Annotated in this window: 18 protein-coding genes; 16 read left to right on the top strand and 2 right to left on the bottom strand. The window is 71.7% G+C overall.

Translation table 11 applies throughout. The features are described from left to right. Window positions 1–31 precede the first annotated feature (31 nt). From lepA to hemW, 4 genes are all read left to right on the top strand, one after another. Complete coding sequence (gene lepA / locus ASC60_RS20515; RefSeq protein ID WP_055552962.1) at window positions 32–1909, top strand: translation elongation factor 4; 1878 nt, start codon at window positions 32–34, stop codon at window positions 1907–1909. A 192-nt stretch (window positions 1910–2101) separates the two neighbouring features. Then, window positions 2102–3991: a long-chain fatty acid--CoA ligase gene (locus ASC60_RS20520; RefSeq protein ID WP_055552965.1), complete on the top strand. Its 1890-nt coding sequence runs from the start codon at window positions 2102–2104 to the stop codon at window positions 3989–3991. 178 nt (window positions 3992–4169) lie between these two features. Beyond that, a complete protein-coding gene (locus tag ASC60_RS20525) occupies window positions 4170–6113 on the top strand; it encodes an ATP-binding SpoIIE family protein phosphatase (RefSeq protein ID WP_234357038.1) in 1944 nt (647 codons plus the stop codon). A 45-nt stretch (window positions 6114–6158) separates the two neighbouring features. Next, complete coding sequence (gene hemW / locus ASC60_RS20530; RefSeq protein WP_055552969.1) at window positions 6159–7391, top strand: radical SAM family heme chaperone HemW; 1233 nt, start codon at window positions 6159–6161, stop codon at window positions 7389–7391. 19 nt (window positions 7392–7410) lie between these two features. On the opposite strand, the gene ASC60_RS20535 is transcribed toward hemW, so the two are convergent. Next, window positions 7411–8232: a DUF3097 domain-containing protein gene (locus ASC60_RS20535; RefSeq protein ID WP_055552977.1), complete on the bottom strand. Its 822-nt coding sequence runs from the start codon at window positions 8230–8232 to the stop codon at window positions 7411–7413. Between the two features lie 23 nt (window positions 8233–8255). Continuing rightward, window positions 8256–8978 carry an MBL fold metallo-hydrolase gene (locus ASC60_RS20540; protein ID WP_055552981.1) on the bottom strand — a complete coding sequence of 241 codons (723 nt, stop codon included), beginning with the start codon at window positions 8976–8978 and terminating at the stop codon, window positions 8256–8258. Between the two features lie 175 nt (window positions 8979–9153). Between ASC60_RS20540 and hrcA the strand changes: the two genes are divergently transcribed. From hrcA to ASC60_RS20600, 12 genes are all read left to right on the top strand, one after another. After that, window positions 9154–10170 (top strand): heat-inducible transcriptional repressor HrcA, encoded by a 1017-nt coding sequence (gene hrcA / locus ASC60_RS20545; protein WP_055552987.1) that lies wholly within the window; start codon window positions 9154–9156, stop codon window positions 10168–10170. Beyond that, window positions 10171–11301, top strand: a complete 1131-nt coding sequence (gene dnaJ / locus ASC60_RS20550; protein ID WP_055552992.1) for a molecular chaperone DnaJ — start codon at window positions 10171–10173, stop codon at window positions 11299–11301. A gap of 179 nt (window positions 11302–11480) precedes the next feature. Continuing rightward, window positions 11481–12569: a nitronate monooxygenase gene (locus ASC60_RS20555; protein ID WP_055552996.1), complete on the top strand. Its 1089-nt coding sequence runs from the start codon at window positions 11481–11483 to the stop codon at window positions 12567–12569. After that, window positions 12566–13309, top strand: a complete 744-nt coding sequence (locus ASC60_RS20560) for a 16S rRNA (uracil(1498)-N(3))-methyltransferase (RefSeq protein ID WP_055553001.1) — start codon at window positions 12566–12568, stop codon at window positions 13307–13309. The genes ASC60_RS20555 and ASC60_RS20560 overlap by 4 nt, the downstream gene beginning before the upstream one ends. Before the next feature lie 87 nt (window positions 13310–13396). Further along, on the top strand, window positions 13397–13909 hold the full coding sequence (locus tag ASC60_RS20565) for a hypothetical protein (protein ID WP_234357039.1): 513 nt from the start codon (window positions 13397–13399) through the stop codon (window positions 13907–13909). Window positions 13910–13929: 20 nt separating this feature from the next. Next, a complete protein-coding gene (locus ASC60_RS20570) occupies window positions 13930–15108 on the top strand; it encodes a 26S protease regulatory subunit (protein ID WP_234357040.1) in 1179 nt (392 codons plus the stop codon). 29 nt (window positions 15109–15137) lie between these two features. Next, a complete protein-coding gene (locus tag ASC60_RS20575; protein WP_055553141.1) occupies window positions 15138–15497 on the top strand; it encodes a histidine triad nucleotide-binding protein in 360 nt (119 codons plus the stop codon). A 5-nt stretch (window positions 15498–15502) separates the two neighbouring features. Beyond that, window positions 15503–16423, top strand: a complete 921-nt coding sequence (locus ASC60_RS20580; RefSeq protein ID WP_055553005.1) for a ribonuclease Z — start codon at window positions 15503–15505, stop codon at window positions 16421–16423. Window positions 16424–16673: 250 nt separating this feature from the next. Then, complete coding sequence (locus tag ASC60_RS20585) at window positions 16674–17786, top strand: carbohydrate kinase family protein (protein ID WP_055553008.1); 1113 nt, start codon at window positions 16674–16676, stop codon at window positions 17784–17786. A 172-nt stretch (window positions 17787–17958) separates the two neighbouring features. Further along, window positions 17959–20043 carry a PhoH family protein gene (locus ASC60_RS20590; RefSeq protein WP_055553012.1) on the top strand — a complete coding sequence of 695 codons (2085 nt, stop codon included), beginning with the start codon at window positions 17959–17961 and terminating at the stop codon, window positions 20041–20043. Between the two features lie 74 nt (window positions 20044–20117). After that, window positions 20118–20615: an rRNA maturation RNase YbeY gene (ybeY, locus tag ASC60_RS20595; protein WP_055553014.1), complete on the top strand. Its 498-nt coding sequence runs from the start codon at window positions 20118–20120 to the stop codon at window positions 20613–20615. Beyond that, window positions 20612–21919: a hemolysin family protein gene (locus tag ASC60_RS20600; protein ID WP_055553016.1), complete on the top strand. Its 1308-nt coding sequence runs from the start codon at window positions 20612–20614 to the stop codon at window positions 21917–21919. Before ybeY ends, ASC60_RS20600 begins: the two co-directional genes overlap by 4 nt. Window positions 21920–22208: the final 289 nt, after the last annotated feature.

Here is a 22208-nt window from a genome sequence, read left to right on the forward strand (position 1 = left end):
CACCGAGTCCCGCCTAGACACAGGACGCTGCGTGCCCGCGACCCCTACCAATGTGCCGGAGCCGAGCCGTACCGACCCGGCTCTGCTCCGTAACTTCTGCATCATCGCGCACATCGACCACGGCAAGTCGACGCTTGCCGACCGCATGCTTCAGCTGACCGGTGTGGTCGAGCAGCGACAGATGCGCGCGCAGTACCTCGACCGCATGGACATCGAGCGCGAGCGCGGCATCACGATCAAGTCCCAGGCGGTCCGGCTGCCCTGGGCGCTGACCGAGGAGCAGGGGAAGCCGGAGCCGGTCACCCATGTGCTCAACATGATCGACACCCCCGGCCACGTGGACTTCACCTATGAGGTCTCGCGGTCGCTGGCGGCCTGTGAGGGCTGCATCCTGCTGGTCGACGCGGCCCAGGGCATCGAGGCCCAGACCCTCGCCAACCTCTACCTGGCGATGGAGCACGACCTCACGATCATCCCGGTCCTCAACAAGATCGACCTCCCGGCCGCCCAGCCCGAGAAGTACGCCGCCGAGCTGGCGCACCTGATCGGCTGCGACACCTCCGACGTGCTCAAGGTCTCCGCCAAGACCGGCGAGGGCGTGGACGAGCTGCTGGACACGGTGGTGCGGCTGGTCCCGCCGCCGGTCGGGGTCAAGGACGCGCCCGCCCGCGCGATGATCTTCGACTCCGTCTATGACGCGTACCGCGGTGTCGTGACGTACGTGAAGGTCGTGGACGGCACGCTCAGCAAGCGTGAGCGCATCAGGATGATGTCCACCGGCGCCGCCCACGAGCTGCTGGAGATCGGCACCAACTCACCCGAGATGACGGTCTGCGACGGGCTGTCCGTGGGCGAGGTGGGCTATCTGATCACCGGTGTGAAGGACGTCCGCCAGTCCAAGGTCGGCGATACGATCACCCAGTTCACCAAGGGGGCCGAGGAGCCGCTGGGCGGCTACAAGGACCCCAAGCCGATGGTGTACTCCGGCCTGTATCCGCTGGACGGCTCGGACTATCCGGTGCTGCGCGAGGCCCTGGACAAGCTCCAGCTCAACGACGCCGCGCTGGTCTACGAGCCGGAGACCTCCGCCGCCCTCGGCTTCGGCTTCCGGGTCGGCTTCCTCGGGCTGCTGCACCTGGAGGTCATCCGTGAGCGTCTGGAGCGCGAGTTCAACCTCGACCTGATCGCCACCGCGCCCAACGTGATCTACCGGGTGGACATGGAGGACGGCGCCGTGCACACGGTGACCAATCCCAGCGAGTTCCCCGTGGGCAAGGTCGACAAGGTGCACGAGCCGGTCGTGCGGGGCACGATCCTCGCCCCCAGCGAGTTCATCGGCGCGATCATGGAGCTGTGCCAGAACCGCCGGGGCGTGCTGCTCGGCATGGACTACCTCTCCGAGGACCGGGTCGAGATCCGCTACACGCTCCCGCTCGCCGAGGTCGTCTTCGACTTCTTCGACCAGCTGAAGTCCAAGACCCGCGGCTACGCCTCGCTCGACTACGAGCCCACCGGCGAGCAGGCCTCCGACCTGGTCAAGGTCGACATCCTGCTGCACGGCGACAAGGTCGACGCCTTCTCCGCGATCACCCACAAGGACAAGGCGTACGCGTACGGCGTGCGGCTGGTCGCCAAGCTGCGGGAGCTGATCCCGCGGCAGAGCTTCGAGGTGCCGATCCAGGCCGCCATCGGTTCCCGGGTCATCGCCCGCGAGACCGTCCGGGCCATCCGCAAGGACGTCCTCGCCAAGTGCTACGGCGGTGACATCTCCCGTAAGCGGAAGCTGCTGGAGAAGCAGAAGGAGGGCAAGAAGCGGATGAAGATGGTCGGCAGCGTGGAGGTGCCGCAGGAGGCCTTCATCGCCGTGCTGTCCTCCGACGAGGGCGGCGACGGCAAGGGGAAGAAGTAGGTGTGATCGGCGGGCCCGGTGCGCAGGAGGCGCCGGGCCCGTTGTCGTGTGACGCTCGATTCTGAACGCGCCCCTCATTTGAACTACGTGGCCCGGAACCCCTTACGCAGTACGGTTTCGGCCCTTACGCTGATCGCCACGCGAAGGTTACTCGCGAGTCACCAAGCACTGAGGCGGGCCCCGGAGGATGCCGTGACCGACACCCAGAATCTGCTCCAGAACCGGCCGCCGTCCCTGGCGACGCACTTCCTCCAGCGCGTCGAGGCGACTCCGGACCGGGAGGCGTACCGCTATCCCGTGCCACCCGCCTCCGGCCGGGGCCCCGACGAGTGGCGCCCGTTGACCTGGCGCGAGAGCGCGGACCGGGTCTTCGCCATCGCCGCCGGGCTGATCGCCCTCGGCGTCCGCCCCGAGGAGCGGGTGGCGCTCGCCTCCTCGACCCGCGTCGAATGGATCCTCGGCGATCTCGGCGTGCTGTGCGCGGGCGCGGCGACCACCACGGTCTACCCGAGCACCAACGCCGAGGAGACCGCCTTCATCCTCGCCGACTCCGGCAGCCGGGTCCTGATCGCCGAGGACGGCGCCCAGCTCGCCAAGGTCCGCGAGAAGCGCGACGAGCTGCCCGATCTCGCCCATGTGGTGGTGATCGAGGCCGAGGACGCGACGCCCGCCGGGGACGATCCGGAGGGCTGGGTGCTGTCCCTGGCCGAGCTGGAGAAGCGCGGTGCGGCGCATCTGGACGAGCAGCCCGACGCCGTACGGGAGCGGACCGACGCGCTGCGCGCCGACCAGCTGGCGACGCTCATCTACACCTCCGGTACGACCGGCCGCCCCAAGGGCGTGCGGCTGGCGCATGACTCCTGGTCCTACATGGCCATCGCGATCGGTACCCAGGAGGGCCTGCTCTACCCCGACGACATGCAGTACCTGTGGCTGCCGCTCGCGCATGTCTTCGGCAAGGTGCTGACAGCGGGGCAGATCTACGTCGGCCACACCACCGCGGTGGACGGCCGGGTCGACAAGATCATCGAGAATCTGCCGGTGGTCCGGCCCACCTACATGTGCGGGGTGCCGCGCATCTTCGAGAAGGTCTACAACGGGGTGGCGCAGAAGGCCCGCGAGGGCGGCGCCGCCAAGTACAAGATCTTCCAGTGGGCGGCCGGGGTCGCCCGCGACTACGCCAAGATCTCCCAGGACAACTTCCGCCGCACCGGCACCCCGTCCGTGCCGTTCGGCCTCAAGGCCCAGCACGCCGCCGCCGACAAGCTCGTCTACACCAAGCTGCGCGAGGCGTTCGGCGGGCGGCTGCGCGCCGCGGTGTCCGGGTCGGCCGCGCTGGCCCCCGACATCGGCTACTTCTTCGCGGGCGCCGGGATCAACATCCTGGAGGGGTACGGGCTCACCGAGTCCAGCGCCGCCAGCTTCCTCAACCCGCCGGACTACCGCACCGGTACGGTCGGCAAGGCGTTCCCGGGCACGGAGGTGCGGTTCGCCGACGACGGCGAGGTGCTGCTGCGCGGGCCCGGCATCATGCAGGGCTACCACGGGCTGCCCGAGCTGACCGCGCAGGTGCTGGAGTCCGACGGCTGGTTCCACACCGGGGACATCGGGGAGCTGTCGCCCGACGGCTATCTGCGGATCACCGACCGCAAGAAGGACCTGATCAAGACCTCGGGCGGGAAGTACGTCGCCCCGGCGGAGGTCGAGGGGCAGTTCAAGGCCGTGTGCCCGTTCGTCTCCAACATCCTGGTGCACGGCTCCGACCGCAACTACTGCACCGCGCTGATCGCCCTCGACGAGCCGACCATCATGGGCTGGGCGGAGGAGAACGGTCTGGCGGGGAAGTCCTACGCCGAGGTCGTGGACACCGAGGCGGTGCGGGAGTTGATCGACGGCTATGTGCGGCGGCTCAACGAGGGGCTGCAACGGTGGCAGACGATCAAGAAGTTCCGGCTGCTGCCGCGTGATCTGGACGTGGAGCACGGCGAGCTGACGCCCAGTCTGAAGATGAAGCGTCCGGTGGTGGAACGGGAGTACAAGGCCCTGATCGAGGACATGTACGCCGGTACGCGCGAGGCCTGACGGACGTCCCCGACGGCAGCCTCCGACGGAGGTCCCACCCCGGGTCCGGCCCCAGGGTCCCTTACCGGAACAGGCCTGGCGTACGCACGATTTTTCCCCTCAACACAGTTAACTTGCGTGACTCGGTGCATATAAGTGCGGTCCGTCTGTCACTCTGTCCGTGCCGGATACGGCGCATATGACGGAGCTTCTCAGGAGCCGCACAGTGGGGACGTCATCTTCCACCCCGTCTGCATCCGCAGGCGGGGTGGCTCTGCCGGTCGGGGGATTCGGCCCCGTCCGTACCAGCGCCTCGGCCCGAGCGAGCCTGCCCGGCAGCCCGCTCGCGGCCTCCGCCGCACGGCGGTTCGTGCGTGCCGCGCTCGCCGAGTGGATCGCGCTCGACGTACCGGCCGCGAACCGGATCACCGACCGGGTCGCGGACGAGGCCGTCCTGCTGGTGAGTGAACTGGTCACCAACGCCGTGGTGCACGCGGGCACCGCGGTCGAGGTGTGCTGTGCGCTCGACGTGTCGAGCCACGAGGGCGAAGCGCCCTCCCTCATCGTGGAGGTGACCGACCACCACCCCACCCGGGTGCTGCGCGGCGATCCGCCGCCCGACGAGGGCGGCGCGGAGTACGCCGGCGGCCACGGGCTGCGGCTCGTGGCCGAGATCGCCGAAGCGTGGGGGACGACGTACCGGCGGGCCAGCAAGACCGTGTGGTTCCAGGTGTCGGTCTCGGCCGCAGCCGAGCCGCCGGTGCCCGAGGAGCCCGCGGCCGGGGACCTCGCGCCGCAGTGGGCCTCGCGCGGGACCGAGATCGTCGCCCCCGCGCCCCGCCGGACGCCCGCCCGCCGCGCCGATCCGGAGTGGACCCGGCACGGGGCGCTGTCCTTCCTCGCCGAGGCGTCCGACCTGCTCGCCGGGCAGTTCGACGAGGAGATGGTCACCTCCCTCGCCGGACAGCTGCTGGTGCCCCGGCTCGCCGACTGGTGTGCGATCTGGCTCGACACCGGCAGCGGGCCGCCGCGGCTGGCCCGGGTCTGGCACGCCAGCGAGAGCCGCATGGAGGGGCTGCGGCAGGTGCTGGAGAAGGAACCGCCCCTGCTGCCCGCCACCGCGCGCGGCGGGGCGCTGGACTGGCCATGGCCGGCCGACCCCGCGGCGTACGGGCCCGGCGGTGCGGCGCTCGCCTGCCGGCTGATCGCGGGCGGGCGCGCGCTGGGCACGCTGCTGCTCGGGCGGGCCGGGCTCGTCCGCATGCCGGACGAAGTGGTCGGCCTGATCGAGGACTTCACGCGCCGCGTCGCGCTCGCCCTCGCCTCCGCCCGGCGCTACACCCGCCAGGCCACCATCAGCCGGGTGCTCCAGCGCGGGCTGCTGCCGTCCGGGATCGCCCGGATCCCCGGCGTCGAATCGGCCGTCGTGTACGAGCCGACCGGCGACATCTCGGCCGGAGGCGACTTCTACGACGTCTTCCCGGCCGGCGACGGGCGCTGGTGCTTCGTGCTCGGCGACGTCTGCGGAAACGGTCCTGAAGCGGCCGTGGTGACCGGCCTGGTGCGGCCCTGGCTGCGGCTGCTGGCCCGCGAGGGCTACGGCGTGGGGGAGGTCCTCGACCGCCTCAACCAGCTGCTGGGCGAGGAGGCCGTCGGCGAGGCCGTCGAGGCGGCCGGTGGCGCGGACGGCGGCGCGGGCCTGCCGCCGGGCGGCGGCTCGGCGCGCTTCCTGTCGGTCCTCTACGGCGAGCTGGTGCCGCTGCGGCAGGGCGGCGAGGCAGTGGTGCGGTGCACGCTGGCGAGCGCGGGCCATCCGCTGCCGCTGCTCCTCCAGCCCGATGGAACGGTACGAACCGTCGCCGTGCCGCAGATACTCCTCGGCGTGGTGGACGAGGCCGCGTACGAGAGTGAAACGTTCGATCTGGCGCCCGGCGAGACGCTGCTGTGCGTGACGGACGGCGTGACCGAGCACCGCTCCGGCAGCCGCCAGTTCGACGACGAGGACGGTCTCGCGGCGGTGCTCGGAGGCTGCGCCGGGATGAGCGCGCGGGAGGTCGCCGAGCGGGTGCGGCGGGCGGTGGACGAGTTCGCGGTGGAGCCCCCGGACGACGACCTGGCGATGCTGGTGCTCAGGGCGCTGTAGGGCGCATGGCGGGGGCGTGCCGCGGCATGGCGGACAATGGGGCGTATGCCTTCCGTACTGCCCGACGGCGACCCCATGCCCCAGGACGGCGCGCTGCCCCCCGGCGCGCTGGCCGGCGCGGCGGCGCGGCCGCTGGGGTTCTATCTGCACGTGCCCTACTGCGCCACCCGCTGCGGGTACTGCGACTTCAACACGTACACCGCCGCCGAGCTGCGCGGTTCCGGCGGGGTGCTCGCCTCCCGGGACACCTACGCCGAGCAGGTCGTGGAGGAGGTGCGGCTCGCGCGGAAGGTGCTGGGGGACGATCCGCGGCCGGTCGAGACCGTGTTCGTCGGCGGGGGCACGCCGACGCTGCTCGCGGCCGAGGACCTCGGGCGGATGCTCGCGGCCATCCGGGACGAGTTCGGCCTCGCGGACGACGCCGAGATCACCACCGAGGCCAACCCGGAATCGGTCGATCCGCGCTATCTGGAGGCGCTGCGGGAGGCCGGGTTCAACCGGGTGTCGTTCGGGATGCAGAGCGCCCGGCAGCACGTCCTCAAGGTGCTGGACCGCACCCACACCCCCGGGCGCCCCGAGGCCTGCGTCGCGGAGGCCCGGGCCGCCGGGTTCGACCATGTGAACCTGGACCTGATCTACGGAACCCCCGGCGAGAGCGACGACGACTGGCGGGCCTCCCTGGAGGCGGCGCTCGGCGCGGGACCGGACCATGTGTCGGCGTACGCGCTGATCGTCGAGGAGGGCACCCAGCTGGCGCGCCGCATCCGGCGCGGCGAGGTGCCGATGACCGACGACGACGCGCACGCGGACCGGTATCTGATCGCCGAGGAGACGCTGTCGGCGGCGGGCTTCGCCTGGTACGAGGTCTCCAACTGGGCGACCTCGCCCGAGGGCCGGTGCCGCCACAACGAGCTGTACTGGCGCGGCGCCGACTGGTGGGGCGCCGGACCCGGCGCGCACAGCCACGTCGGCGGGGTGCGGTGGTGGAACGTCAAGCACCCCGGCGCCTACGCCCAGGCGATCGGAGAGGGCCGCTCACCGGGTGCCGGGCGGGAGCTGCTGTCCGACGAGGAGCGCCGGGTGGAGCGGATCCTGCTGGAGCTGCGGCTGGCCGAGGGGTGCCCGCTGGAGCTGCTGCGCCCGGCCGGCGCCGCGGCCGCGGCGCGGGCGCTGGAGGACGGCCTGCTGGAGCCGGAGCCCTACCGGCGGGGCCGGGCCGTGCTCACGCTCGGGGGCCGCCTGCTGGCCGACGCGGTGGTGCGGGACGTGGTGGACTGAAAGACCCGTCAGGGCGCCGTCACGGCGCCGTGACGAAGTCGATCAACTCCTCGACCTTGCCCAGCAGCTCCGGCCGCAGGTCCTTGTAGGAGTGGACCGCGGACAGGATCCGCTGCCACGCCGCGCCCGTGTTCTCCGGCCAGCCCAGTGCCCGGCAGACGCCCGTCTTCCAGTCCTGGCCGCGCGGCACCGACGGCCAGGCGGGAATGGCGAGCGAGGACGGCTTCACGGCCTCCCACACGTCGATGAAGGGGTGCCCGACGACCAGGACGTTCTCGTCGGTGATCTGGTCGGCGATCCGGGACTCCTTGGACCCGGCCACCAGATGGTCCACCAGGACGCCGAGCCGGGCGTCCGGGCCGGGGGAGAAGTCGCGGACGATGGCGGGCAGGTCGTCGATGCCCGCCAGGTACTCCACGACGACGCCCTCGATGCGCAGGTCGTCGCCCCAGACCCGCTCCACCAGCTCAGCGTCGTGGCGGCCCTCCACGTAGATGCGCCCGGCGCGGGCGACCCGTGCGCGGGCGCCCGGGACGGCGATCGAGCCGGAGGCCGTGCGCCGCGGCGCGCCGGGGGCCGTCGCGCGCGGGCGTACGAGGGTGACGACGCGGCCCTCCAGGAGGAAGCCGCGCGGCTCCATGGGGAAGACACGATGTTTGCCGAAGCGGTCCTCCAGAGTGACCGTCGGCCCCTGGGCGGTCTTCTCACAGCGGATCACGGCACCACAGAACCCGGTGGTGACCTCCTCGACCACCAGATCCGGGTCGGCGGGGACCTCGGGGGCGGGCTGCTGCCGCTTCCAGGGCGGGGTCAGATCCGAGTCGTACCGTCGGCTGCGCATCCGGATGACGATAGCGCGGCGCCTCAGCGTGACACGCCGAAGCGCGCGGCCAGTTCGTCGCGTTGGTCACGTACGAACGCCGCGTCCACGACCGACCCGTGGCCGGGGACGTACCGCGCGTCCTCGCCGCCGAGGGCGAGCAGCCGGTCGAGGGCGGCGGGCCAGTGGGAGGGGATCGCGTCGGGCCCGGCCTGCGGCGGGCCCGACTCCTCGACCAGATCGCCGCAGAAGACCACCTCCGGTCGGCCCGGCACCAGAACGGCCAGGTCGTGGGCGGTGTGCCCGGGGCCCACGTTCGCCAGCAGCACGGACCGGCCGCCCAGGTCGAGGCTGATCTCCCCGGAGACCGCGTGATGCGGCGGTACGAGGTGATCGACGGCCTCGGCGGCGGCACCGGGGGCCACCCCGTGCCGTACCGCGTCCTCGCGCAGCACCTCCCTGTCGCGCCGCAACAGGGCGTCCAGACCGGTGGCCCCGTACGCCTCGCAGCCCGCGAAGGCGGCCGTGCCCAGCACATGGTCGAAATGCGGGTGGGTGAGCGCGATCCGGGTCGGCCGGCGGCCGGTCAGCCGGGTGATCTCGGCGCGCAGCGCCGCGCCCTCGCGCAGCGTCGAGCCGGTGTCCACCACGAGGACGTCCGTACGGCCGACGATCACGCCGACCGTGCAGTCCCAGTCCGGCAGGCGGCGCCGGGCGACATCGGGCGCGAGCTGTTCCCACCCGGCCTCTTCCCAACACGTCTTCATACCGAGACGCTAGCTCCAACAGCGATAGCGTGACGTGTGGCCGGGCACCGGCGGGGGGCGGCTCTTGCCGTGGCCACCGCACCCCGCCGTACACTGGCTGAGGGGTTCTGGCACTCGTGAGCATTGAGTGCCAGACGGACGACCTGATGACACGGCTGGACTGGAGGTGCGCGGGGTGCTCAGCGAACGCAGACTCGAGGTGCTGCGTGCCATTGTCCAGGACTACGTGGGCACCGAGGAGCCGGTCGGCTCCAAGGCGCTCACCGAGCGGCACCGGCTGGGGGTCTCCCCGGCCACGGTGCGCAACGACATGGCCGCGCTGGAGGACGAGGGCTTCATCGCCCAGCCGCACACCAGCGCCGGGCGCATCCCCACGGACAAGGGCTACCGGCTCTTCGTGGACAGGCTGGCGGGGGTGAAGCCGCTGTCCGCGCCGGAGCGGCGGGCCATTCAGAACTTCCTGGACAACGCCGTCGACCTCGACGACGTGGTGGGGCGCACCGTCCGGCTGCTGGCGCAGCTGACCCGGCAGGTCGCGGTGGTGCAGTATCCGTCGCTGACCCGTTCGACGGTGCGGCATGTGGAGCTGCTGCCGCTGGCCACGGCCCGGGTGATGCTGGTGCTGATCACCGACACCGGGCGGGTCGAGCAGCGCGTGGTGGACTGCCCGGCTCCGATCAGCGACGACTCGCTGGCGGATCTGCGGGCCCGGCTCAACAGCCGGGTGGTGGGGCGGCGGTTCGCGGATGTGCCGCAATTGGTGCAGGATCTTCCGGAGTCCTTCGAGCAGGAGGACCGGGGGACGGTCTCGACCGTGCTGGCGACGTTGCTCGAAACGCTTGTCGAGGAGACCGAAGAGCGGCTGATGATCGGCGGCACCGCGAACCTCACGCGTTTCGTGCATGATTTCCCCCTGACGATCCGGCCCGTGCTGGAGGCACTTGAGGAGCAGGTCGTCCTCCTCAAGCTGCTCGGCGAGGCCAAAGACTCGGGTATGACCGTGCGCATCGGGCATGAGAATGCTCACGAGGGGCTGAATTCCACCTCGGTCGTCGCGGTCGGCTACGGTTCGGGCGACGAGGCCGTCGCCAAACTCGGCGTGGTCGGACCGACCCGCATGGACTACCCCGGAACGATGGGAGCGGTACGCGCAGTGGCACGTTACGTCGGACAGATCCTGGCGGAGTCGTAAGTGGCGACGGACTACTACGCAGTCCTGGGCGTGCAGCGCGATGCCTCGCAGGACGAGATCAAGAAGGCATTCCGCCGGCTCGCACGCGAGCTGCACCCGGACGTGAACCCGGATCCGAAGACCCAGGAGCGGTTCAAGGAGATCAACGCCGCTTACGAGGTCTTGTCGGACCCGCAGAAGAAGCAGGTCTACGACCTGGGCGGGGACCCGTCGGGTTCGGCCGCGGGCGGCGCCGGTGGGTTCGGCGCGGGCTTCGGCAACTTCTCCGACATCATGGACGCCTTCTTCGGCACCGCCTCGCAGCGCGGCCCGCGGTCCCGGACCCGACGCGGCCAGGACGCCATGATCCGCCTCGATGTGGAGCTGAACGAGGCCGCGTTCGGCACCACCAAGGACATTCAGGTCGACACCGCCGTGGTGTGCACGACCTGTAGCGGTGAGGGCGCGGCGCCGGGCACCTCGGCGCAGACCTGCGACATGTGCCGCGGCCGCGGTGAGGTCTCCCAGGTGACGCGGTCCTTCCTCGGTCAGGTCATGACCTCGCGGCCGTGCCCGCAGTGCCAGGGCTTCGGCACCGTGGTGCCGACCCCGTGCCCGGAGTGCGCGGGCGATGGCCGGATCCGCTCGCGGCGCACGCTGACCGTGAAGATCCCGGCCGGTGTGGACAACGGCACCCGCATCCAGCTCGCGGGCGAGGGCGAGGTCGGCCCGGGCGGCGGCCCGGCGGGCGATCTGTACGTGGAGATCCACGAGGTGCCGCACCCGGTCTTCCAGCGGCGCGGCGACGACATGCACTGCACGGTGACGATTCCGATGACCGCGGCGGCCCTCGGCACCAAGGTGCCGCTGGAGACGCTGGACGGCATGGAGGAGATCGACATCCGGCCCGGCACCCAGTCCGGCCAGTCGGTCCCGCTGCACCAGCGCGGCGTCACCCATCTGCGCGGCGGCGGCCGGGGCGATCTGATCGTGCACGTCGAGGTGACGACGCCGACCAAGCTCGACCCGGAGCAGGAGGAGCTGCTGCGGCGGCTGTCCAAGCTGCGGGGTGAGGAGCGGCCGACAGGGGAATTCAAGCCGGGGCAGCAGGGGCTGTTCTCGCGCCTGAAGGACGCGTTCAACGGACGGTAGGCGCCCGGCCGGGGGTCCGGGGGTTGCCCCCCCCGGGGGAATGCAGCCAAGCCGGGGCAGCAGGGGCTGTTCTCGCGTCTGAAGGACGCGTTCAACGGACGGTAGGCGTCGTCGCGCGACGCCTTCGGTGACGCTGATCCGGTGACGGTTCGCCGCGGGGGACATGGCACCATGTGCCCATGTCCTCCGCGTTGACCGATCTCGCCCGGTACCCGATCGTGCAGGCTCCGATGGCCGGCGGGGCCTCCTGCCCGCAGCTCGCCGCCGCCGTCTGCGAGGCCGGGGGCCTCGGCTTCCTCGCCGCCGGTTACAAGACGCCGGAGGCGATGCACGAGGAGATCAAGCAGCTGCGCGGGCTGACCGGCCGCCCCTTCGGCGTCAACCTGTTCATGCCGCAGTCGCCCGGCGACGCGGCCGCCGTCGCGGTCTACGCCGAGCGCCTCGCGGGCGAGGCGTCCCACTACCGGACCGCCCTCGGCGACCCCGAGTCCGGTTCGGACGACGCGTACGAAGCCAAGCTGGCGATCCTGCTGAACGACCCGGTCCCGGTGGTCTCGTTCACCTTCGGCTGCCCCACCCGCACCGTGCTGGAGGCGTTCGCCCGGGTGGGCACCCGGACCGTCGTCACCGTGACCTCAGCCGTCGAGGCGGAGACCGCCCAGTGGGCGGGCGCCGACGCCGTCTGTGTCCAGGGCGTGGAGGCCGGTGGCCACCAGGGCGGCTTCCGCAACGACCCGGCCGACGACGCCCCCGGCGCCGTCCTCGGGCTGCTGTCGCTGGTCGCGCTGGTGCGCGAGACGGTGCGGATCCCGATCATCGCGGCGGGCGGGCTGATGCGCGGTTCGCAGATCGCCTCGGTGCTGGCGGCGGGCGCGGCCGCGGGGCAGCTGGGCACCGCGTTCCTGGTCTGCCCCGAGTCGGGGGCGAACGCGCTGCACAAGGGGGCCATCACCGACCCGCGGTTCGGCCGGACCGAGCTGACCCGGGCCTTCTCCGGCCGCCCGGCGCGCGGGCTGGTCAACCGGTTCATCCGCGACCACGGCCCGTACGCCCCGGCCGCCTACCCCCAGCTGCACCACCTCACCTCCGGGCTGCGCAAGGCGGCGGCCCAGCAGGGCGATCAGCAGGCGATGGCGCTGTGGGCCGGGCAGGGGCACCAACTGGCCCGTGACCTGCCCGCCGCGCGGCTGGTGGAGACCCTGGCCGCCGAACTGGACGCGGCGGGGGCCACGCACGGGCTCCAGGCCCCGCGAGGCGTGGTGTCGTGACCGCCCCGGTGTTCGTGGCCGACTCCCTCGCGGGAGCGGCCACAGGGGCCCGTATCGCGCTCGACGGCCCCGAGGGACGGCACGCGGTGTCGGTGAAGCGGCTGCGGGCCGGTGAGGCCGTGATCCTCACGGACGGCGCCGGTACGGGCGTCTCGGGCACCGTGGCGGCCGTCGAGGGCAAGGACCGGCTGCTGGTCGAGGTCGACGGCGTACGCCACGAGGCGGCGCCGAACCCGCGGATCACCGTCGTCCAGGCGCTGCCCAAGGGCGACCGCGGCGAGCTGGCCGTGGAGACCATGACCGAGACGGGCGTCGACGCGATCGTCCCGTGGGCGGCCGCCCGCTGCATCACCCAGTGGAAGGGTGAGCGCGGGCAGAAGGCGCTCGGCAAGTGGCGGTCGACCGCGCGCGAGGCGGGCAAGCAGTCCCGTCGGCTGACCTTCCCGGAGGTCGCGGACGCGATGACGACCAAGGAGGTTGCCCGACTTCTCGCCGATGCCGACCTCGCGGCCGTGCTCCACGAGGAGGGCAGCGACCCCCTGGCCACCGCCCGACTGCCCCACGAGGGCCACATCGTGCTCGTCGTGGGCCCCGAAGGGGGCGTTTCGCCCGAGGAGTTGACGGCCTTCGCCGCGGCGGGCGCACGGCCGTACCGGCTGGGCCCGAGCGTCCTGCGCACCTCCACGGCCGGAACGGCCGCCGCCGCACTGCTCTTGGGGCGCACCGGCCGCTGGGGCTAGAGGCGCACCGCCACGTGGCCGATGATGGTCTTCCGGTTCGCCACGCGCGATGGGAACCTGTCCCCTATGGGGGTATTGAGCCATCATGTGCGGCGCGGACGGACGCTGCTGGCCGCCGTGGCCGCCGTGGCCGCGGCCGTCGCGGCCACGGGGTGTGAGCCGAGGGACGGCGGGGTCACCGCGATCGCCGTATCGATCACCACGGACAAGGTCGGCACCTCCGCCCTGGAGCGGGGCGGCGTCGGGGTGCGCTGGCTGACCTGCAACGCGGACCTCAAGACCCGACCCACCGCCGGGGCCTCGGCCTCCGGCACCGGTGACTCGGGCACCACGGACGCCACCGTGAACTGCCGCGGCAGGACCGAGGACGACAAGTCCATCGGCATCGGCGGCAGGGTCACCTATGTGCGCAAGAACCACTGCGTACGCGGCGATCTGACCGGCAGTGTCGCGGGAGCCAAGGTGTTCGAGGCCAACGTCATCGGCGAGTGCGACGGCGGCGACGACACCGGGAGCCCCACGCCGGCCCGCACCCACCCCCGGGACGGGGCCACACCCACCCACCCCTGGGACCGGAGAACCACCGCACCCGGCACATAGGCCCGCATAAGCTGTGCGCCATGCCGGACGAGTCACCGCTGATCCAGAGCCTCCGCGCGGCCGTCGCCGCCGCCCCGGACGACGTGCCCCTGCGGCTGCACCTGGCCGGGCTGTTGCTGGAGGGCGGGCTCGGGCAGGACGCGATATCCCAGACCGCGGCGGCCCTTCAGCGCGACCCCGGGAACGCCGAAGCGCAGGCCCTGATGGCGCGCGCCGTCACGGCCCCGCCCGCCCCCGCGCCGGTGGACCCGCGCGTTCCCGCCCCGGCGGCCCCGCCCGCGCCGCCGCGAGGCGCTCCCGGTCCCGCGTCCGGACGTGATTCCTCCGGACGCGGTTCCTACGACTGGCGGCGGGCCGAGGGCGAGTTGGCGGACGTCGTCCCGCCACGCTTCGTCGAGACGCCGGACACCCCTGACGCCCCCGAGCCGCACCGGCCGCTGGCCGCCGACGGCTCCGACGACCCCGGGGGAACTTCCGCGTGGGAGGTGGAGCGCACCGGTGTGCGCCTGGCCGACATCGGCGGCATGGACGAGGTCAAACAGCGCCTGGACGCGGCCTTCCTCGCCCCCATGCGCAACCCCGAGCTGCGCAAGCTGTACGGCAAGAGCCTGCGCGGCGGGCTGCTGTTGTACGGGCCGCCCGGCTGCGGCAAGACGTACATCGCGCGCGCCGTGGCCGGGGAACTGGGCGCCCACTTCATGTCGGTCAGCATCAGCGACGTGCTCGACATGTGGATCGGGAACTCCGAACGGAACATGCGCGAACTGTTCCAGACCGCCCGCCGCAGCGCCCCCTGCGTGCTCTTCCTGGACGAGCTGGACGCCCTGGGCGCCAAGCGCAGCCAGCTCCGCCACAGCGGGCTGCGCACCACCGTCAACCAGCTGCTGGCCGAACTGGACGGGGTCGACGCGGACGCCAACGAGGGGTGGTTCGTACTCGCCGCCACCAACCACCCCTGGGACGTGGACGGCGCGCTGCGCCGCCCCGGCCGCCTCGACCGCACCCTGCGAGGCGGTGTGGTGCACGGTGTGCGCGGTGCTGATCGTGACCGTCCCGTGGACGGACCGGGTGGTCCTCCAGGTGCTCACGCACGCGGGCTGGGTGCCGCCCTTGATCACCATCTGGTTCGAGCGGGCCGCCCTGCGGGAGGCCCGGTAGCATCCCGTCCGAAACCCTTGATGATCCGTAAGTGCCGATGATCCAGCCGACGATCCGTGAGGAGCCACCGGTGGCGGGAGAACCGCAGGCCGACTGCCTGTTCTGCAAGATTGTCTCGGGGGAGGTGCCGGCGACCGTCGTCCGTGAGACGGACACCACCGTCGCCTTCCGCGACATCAACCCCCAGGCCCCGACGCATGTCCTGGTGATCCCCAAGGCGCACTATCCGGACGCCGCGTCCCTGGCGGCCGCCGAGCCGCAGGTCGCCGCGGACATCCTGTGCGAGACGAGCGCGGTCGCCGCCGACGAGAAGATCGACGGCACCGGCTTCCGGGTGGTGTTCAACACGGGCTCGGGCGCCGGGCAGACCGTCTTCCACGCGCATGCCCACGTCCTCGGCGGCCGCGGCCTCAACTGGCCCCCCGGGTAGTCCCGTTGTCCACGCGCGAACTGGTCGTCCTCGGCACCGCGAGCCAGGTGCCGACCCGGCACCGCAACCACAACGGCTATCTGCTGCGCTGGGACGGCGAGGGCGTGCTGTTCGACCCCGGCGAGGGTACGCAGCGGCAGATGCTGCGGGCCAGGGTCGCCGCCCATGACATCAACCGGATCTGCGTCACCCACTTCCATGGGGACCACTCGCTGGGGCTCGCCGGAGTCATCCAGCGGATCAACCTCGACCGGGTCCCCCACCCGGTGACCGCGCACTACCCGGCGAGCGGGCAGCGCTTCTTCGACCGGCTGCGGTACGCCACGGCCTATCGCGAGACGGTGCGGCTGACCGAGCGGCCGGTCAGCGGTGACGGCGAGGTGATCGCCCGCACCCCCGCGTACGCCCTGGAGGCGGTTCGCCTCTCGCACCCGGTCGAGTCCTACGGCTATCGCCTGGTCGAGCCCGACGGCCGCCGGATGCTGCCGGAGCGGCTCGCGGCGCACGGGGTGCGCGGGCCCGAGGTCGGCAGGCTCCAACGGGAGGGCGCGATTCTGCGGGACGGGCGCACCGTCACGCTGGAGGAGGTCAGCGAGGTCCGGCCCGGCCAGCGGTTCGCGTTCATCATGGACACCCGGCTGTGCGAGGGGGCGGAACGGCTGGCGGAGGGCTGCGATCTGCTGGTGATCGAGTCGACGTTCCTGGACGAGGACGAGCCGCTGGCCACCGAGCACGGCCATCTGACGGCCGGGCAGGCGGCCCGGGTCGCGGCCGGGGCGGGCGTACGCCACCTGGTGCTGACGCATTTCTCGCAGCGCTACGGCGACCCGGCCGAGTTCGAGCGCCAGGCGCGGGCGGCGGGCTTCGAGGGGGAGCTGACCGTCGCCCAGGACCTGATGAGCGTGGCCGTGCCGAAGCGGCGTTAGGGGGTGTCTTGTGGATCACGCCGGACTGATCCACAAGACACCCCCCGGCGCCGCCGTCCCGCCGCGGGGCGTATGCCATCGGGCACACTGGCCGCATCCGTCCCGGCAGCCGTGACCGACCCCGGACAGCGGCACAGCGCGGAACAGCGGCGCGGAACAGCGGCGCGGAACAGCGGCGCAGAACGGCGGCGCAGAGCGGCGGCGCGGAACGGCGGCAACGGAACAGAGCGGACCTCCCTGGGAGCACACGGTGACGACACACGACGTTGACCAGCCATCGCCCTGCCGCCCCCTGCTCGATCCCCTGGCGGCCGTCCGCGACCCCGGCGACCCGGGCTATGACGTCTATCTCACCGGCACCGTCTTCCTCGACATCATCTTCACCGGCCTGGACTCCGCGCCCGTCCGCGGCACCGAGTCCTGGGCCCGCGGCATGGGGTCCAGCCCCGGCGGCGTCGCCAACATGGCCACCGCGCTGGCCCGGCTGGGGCTGCGCACCTCGCTCGCCGCCGCCTTCGGCGACGACCACTACGGCGACTACTGCCGGGACGCGCTGGAGCGCGGCGAGGGCATCGATCTGTCGCTGTCCCGCACCATCCCCGGCTGGCACTCCCCGGTGACCGTCTCCATGGCGTACGAGGGGGAGCGCACGATGGTCAGCCACGGCCACGAGGCGCCGCCGCCCGAGGAGCCCGCGCCCAGCTGCCCGCCCCCGGCCCGGGCCGCCATCGCCTCCCTCGTGCCCGGCCGCCGGGAGGAGTGGGTCGCCGAGGCCGCCCGGCACGGCAGCCGGATCTTCGCGGACGTCGGCTGGGACGACACCGGCCGCTGGGACCCGGCGGACCTCGCCGACCTGGAGCACTGCGAGGCGTTCCTGCCCAACGCGGCCGAGGCGATGTCCTACACCCGCACCGACTGCCCGCGCGCCGCCGCCCGCGCGCTCTCCGACCGGGTGCCGCTCGCCGTGGTCACCCTCGGCTCGGAGGGGGCGTACGCGGTGGACGGCCGCACCGGCGAGACCGCCGAGGTGCCCGCGATCGCCGTGGAGGCCCTGGACCCGACCGGCGCCGGGGACGTGTTCGTCGCGGGCTTCGTCACCGGCACTCTCGCCGAGTGGCCGCTCGCCGACCGGCTCGCGTTCGCCGGGCTGACCGCCGCGCTGTCCGTCCAGGAGTTCGGCGGCTCGCTCTCCGCGCCCGGCTGGTGCGAGATCGGCGCCTGGTGGCAGCACGCCCGCTCCTACGACGACCAGACCCCGAGCGCGCTGCGCCGCTACGCCTTCCTCGACCGCCTGCTGCCCACCGCCGCCCGCCCGAGCCTCCTGCGCCGGGCGGTCCCCACGATCGGCTTCCGCCGGGCGTGAACACCCGTGCCCCGCACCAGGCACTTCAGCGTTCGGGGCACGGTGTGATGAACGGAAGGGAGCAAAAGCACTCGGGTGTTGTCGGTGGCCCGTCGTACCCTGGTATCCCAAGGTTGTCGAGCAGCGAGAACCCTTGTCGCAGGAGGTAGGAGCAGGCCGTAGAGCCGAGCCCATGACGCAACCAACCACAGCACCGCAGGCGCATGCGCAGTTCACGGTCCCGACCAAGCATCCGATGGTCATGGTTCTGGGGTCGGGTGACTCGCTGCTGCGTGTGATCGAAAAGGCGTTCCCGTCGACCGATATCCATGTCCGGGGCAACGAAGTCAGCGCGACCGGGGACCCTGAGGAAGTCGCCCTGGTCCAGCGTCTGTTCGATGAGATGATGCTGGTGCTCCGCACCGGTCAACCGATGACGGAGGACGCGGTGGAGCGCTCCATCTCCATGCTGCGCGCAGCCGAGAACGGCGAGGGCGAGGCGGCCGAGACGCCCGCCGAGGTGCTCACGCAGAACATCCTCTCCAACCGCGGCCGCACCATCCGCCCCAAGACGCTCAACCAGAAGCGCTATGTCGACGCGATAGACAAGCACACCGTCGTCTTCGGCATCGGCCCCGCCGGTACCGGCAAGACCTATCTCGCCATGGCCAAGGCGGTCCAGGCCCTGCAGTCCAAGCAGGTCAACCGGATCATCCTGACCCGGCCCGCGGTCGAGGCGGGGGAGCGGCTCGGCTTCCTGCCGGGCACCCTCTACGAGAAGATCGACCCGTATCTGCGGCCCCTGTACGACGCGCTGCACGACATGCTCGACCCCGACTCCATCCCGCGCCTGATGGCCGCGGGCACGATCGAGGTCGCCCCGCTGGCGTATATGCGCGGCCGTGCGCAGCCCGTCTTCACCAAGGTCCTCACGCCGGACGGCTGGCTTCCGATAGGCGACCTCCGGGTGGGGGACCTGGTCATCGGATCGAACGGCGAGCCGACCCCGGTCCTCGGTGTCTACCCGCAGGGTGAGAAGGACATCTACCGTGTCACCGCCCAGGACGGTTCCCGGACCCTGTGCTGCGGCGAGCATTTGTGGACCGTGCGCACCGCCTCGGACCGCCGCCGGAACAAGCCGTGGCGGGTCCTCGAGACCCGGCAGATGATCGGCAAACTGCGTGCCGCGCATGCCCGCAGGTACGAGCTTCCGATGCTCACCGCGCCTGTGCATTTCCCGGAGCGAGAGGTCCCCATGGACCCGTACGCCTTGGGTCTGCTGCTCGGGGACGGCTGCCTGACCGGATCCACCACGCCCGCTTTCTCCACCGAGGACCCGGAGCTGGCCTCAGCCTTCGGTGCGGCGTTGCCCGGTGTCCAGATGCGCCGGAAGTCGAGCGTGGATTACGTCCTGAACCGGGTGCGGGCGTCCGGTGACGTCGTCACCTTGGAGAACCCGGTCACAGGAGTGCTGCGCACCCTGGGGCTGCTCGGCACCCGCTCGCATTCAAAGTTCGTCCCGGAAAGCTATCTGCACAACGCGGCGGAGGTCCGGCTCGCCGTCCTTCAGGGCCTGCTGGACTCCGACGGCGGACCGGTCGCCCAGGTCGGCCGGACCTGCCGCATCCAGTACACCACCACGTCGGCCCAGCTGAAGGATGACGTGCTCTCCCTGGTCCGGTCGCTGGGCGGTGTCGCGTACACGCGCTGCCGGACAGCGGCAGGCCGGACGCCGGGCAAGGCGAACGGCCGTGATGTCGGCTACCGCCATGACGCGCACATCATGGACATCCGACTCCCAGAGGGCATCGAGCCGTTCCGGCTACCGCGTAAGCGGGACAAGTACCACGCAGCCGGGGGCGGTGGTCGTCCGATGCGTTCCATCGACAGCATCGAGCCCGCTGGCCGTGAGGAGGCCGTGTGCATCCAGGTCGCGGCGGAAGACTCGTTGTATGTCACTGAGGACTACCTGCTTACACACAACACGCTGAACGACGCGTTCATCATCCTCGACGAGGCCCAGAACACGAACCCCGAGCAGATGAAGATGTTCCTCACCCGGCTCGGCTTCGACTCGAAGATCGTGATCACGGGTGACGTCACCCAGGTCGACCTCCCGGGCGGGACCAAGAGCGGTCTGCGCCAGGTGCGGGAGATCCTGGACGGCGTCGACGACGTCCACTTCTCCCTGCTCACCAGCAAGGATGTGGTCCGGCACAAGCTGGTCGGCCGTATCGTCGACGCGTACGAGCAGTACGACAGCCGCAACGGGCAGTGACCCTCCCTGAGCGGACAGAGCAGACCGAGCAGACCCGAGAACCCCGAGAACCCCGAGAAAAGACGAACCACCCCATGGCGATCGACGTCAACAACGAATCCGGTACGGACATCGACGAGCGCGCGATCCTGGACGTCGCCCGCTACGCCCTGGCCCGGATGCGTATCCACCCGCTCTCCGAGCTGTCGCTGATCGTCGTCGACGCCGACGCCATGGAGCAGCTCCACATCCAGTGGATGGACCTGCCGGGGCCGACCGATGTCATGTCCTTCCCGATGGACGAGCTGCGGCCGCCCGTCAAGGACGACGAGGAGCCGCCGCAAGGTCTCCTCGGGGACATCGTGCTCTGCCCCGACGTGGCCAAGAAGCAGGGGGAGGAGGCGCCGACCGGGCACTCCATGGACGAGGAGCTGCAACTGCTCACCGTCCACGGCGTCCTCCACCTCCTCGGCTACGACCACGAGGAGCCGGACGAGCGCGCCGAGATGTTCGGCCTCCAGGCGGCGATCATCGACGGCTGGCGGGCCGAGTACGGTCTGACCGGGCCCTCCCCGGCCCCCACCACCCGATGAACGGGCAGCTCCTCACGGCGGCGGTCCTGCTGGTGGTGGTCGCCTGGCTGGCGGCCTGCGCCGAGGCGGGCCTCGCCCGCACCACCCGGTTCCGCGCCGAGGAAGCGGTGCGCAACGGGCGGCGGGGCAGCGCCAAGCTGATGCTGGTCGCCGAGGACCCCACCCGCTACCTCAACGTGGCGCTGCTGGTGCGCGTCGCGTGCGAGGTGGCGGCGGGCGCCGTCGTCACGTTCGCCTGTGTGCGCGGCTTCCCGGAGACCTGGAAGGCGCTGACGGTCGCGATCGGCGTGATGGTCCTGGTGTCGTACGTGGCGGTCGGTGTCTCGCCGCGCACCATCGGCGCCCAGCATCCGCTCAACACCGCGACCGTCGCCGCCTATGTGCTGATCCCGCTGGCCCGCATCATGGGCCCCATCCCGCCGCTGCTGATCCTCCTGGGTAACGCGCTCACGCCCGGAAAGGGCTTCCGGAAGGGCCCGTTCGCCTCCGAGGCCGAGCTGCGCGCGCTGGTCGACCTCGCCGAGCAGGAGTCGCTGATCGAGGACGACGAGCGGCGCATGGTGCACTCCGTCTTCGAGCTGGGCGACACCCTGGTGCGCGAGGTGATGGTGCCGCGCACCGATCTGGTGGCCATCGAGCGCTTCAAGACCATCCGGCAGGCGCTCACCCTCGCGCTGCGCTCCGGCTTCTCCCGGATCCCGGTCACCGGGGAGAACGAGGACGACATCGTCGGGATCGTCTATCTGAAGGACCTGGTCCGCAAGACCCACATCAACCGGGAGTCCGAGTCCGATCTGGTCTCCACCGCCATGCGGCCCGCCGCCTTCGTCCCCGACACCAAGAACGCGGGCGATCTGCTGCGCGAGATGCAGCGGGAGCGCAACCATGTGGCCGTGGTGATCGACGAGTACGGCGGCACGGCCGGAATCGTCACCATCGAGGACATCCTTGAGGAGATCGTCGGCGAGATCACCGACGAGTACGACCGCGAACTGCCGCCCGTCGAGGACCTCGGCGACGGCACCCACCGGGTCACCGCCCGGCTCGGCCTCGGCGATCTCGGCGAGCTGTACGGCACGGCCCTGGAGGACGAGGACGTCGAGACGGTGGGCGGGCTGCTCGCCAAGTCGCTGGGCCGCGTGCCGATCGCGGGCGCCACGGCCCAGGTCGACATCCCCGAGGGCGGCACCGACCCGGCCCTGAAGGCGCTTCGGCTGACCGCCGAATCCCCGGCGGGCCGCCGCAACCGCATCGTGACGGTGCTGGTGGAGCCGGTGCGGGAGACGGCGGCGGCCGAGTCGTAAGGCACCGGGTCGTAAGGCACCGGGTCGTAAGGCACTGGGTCGTAAGGCACCGAGTCATGAGACACCGGGGCGGCGCCGACGCGTGCCGTTTCGCAGCCGCCGGGGGGACGGGCGCGGGCGCGGGGGCGCCCTCTCTCACGCCCGCGCGTGAAGGCGCACGGACGTGCGAGGTCGCGCTGCGCCATACGGATGCATTCACCCTCTGCGGTCTGGCCCATCTGACGTAGGCGACGGCTTACTTGCAGATACCGACCGGTGGGCCGCCCATACCCCTGTCGGGGGACAGCCG

The organism is Streptomyces sp. NBRC 110028, assembly GCF_001417735.1.
Lineage (GTDB): Bacteria > Actinomycetota > Actinomycetes > Streptomycetales > Streptomycetaceae > Streptomyces.

Excerpts from the sequence above, each read along its gene's own strand:
- ASC60_RS20525 (WP_234357038.1), top strand. The coding sequence starts at position 4,170 with ATGACGGAGCTTCTCAGGAGCCGCACAGTGGGGACGTCATCTTCCACC.
- hemW (WP_055552969.1), top strand. The coding sequence starts at position 6,159 with ATGCCTTCCGTACTGCCCGACGGCGACCCCATGCCCCAGGACGGCGCG.
- ASC60_RS20535 (WP_055552977.1), bottom strand. The coding sequence starts at position 8,232 with ATGCGCAGCCGACGGTACGACTCGGATCTGACCCCGCCCTGGAAGCGG.
- ASC60_RS20540 (WP_055552981.1), bottom strand. The coding sequence starts at position 8,978 with ATGAAGACGTGTTGGGAAGAGGCCGGGTGGGAACAGCTCGCGCCCGAT.
- ASC60_RS20555 (WP_055552996.1), top strand. The coding sequence starts at position 11,481 with ATGTCCTCCGCGTTGACCGATCTCGCCCGGTACCCGATCGTGCAGGCT.
- ASC60_RS20570 (WP_234357040.1), top strand. The coding sequence starts at position 13,930 with ATGCCGGACGAGTCACCGCTGATCCAGAGCCTCCGCGCGGCCGTCGCC.
- ASC60_RS20590 (WP_055553012.1), top strand. The coding sequence starts at position 17,959 with ATGACGCAACCAACCACAGCACCGCAGGCGCATGCGCAGTTCACGGTC.
- ybeY (WP_055553014.1), top strand. The coding sequence starts at position 20,118 with ATGGCGATCGACGTCAACAACGAATCCGGTACGGACATCGACGAGCGC.
- ASC60_RS20600 (WP_055553016.1), top strand. The coding sequence starts at position 20,612 with ATGAACGGGCAGCTCCTCACGGCGGCGGTCCTGCTGGTGGTGGTCGCC.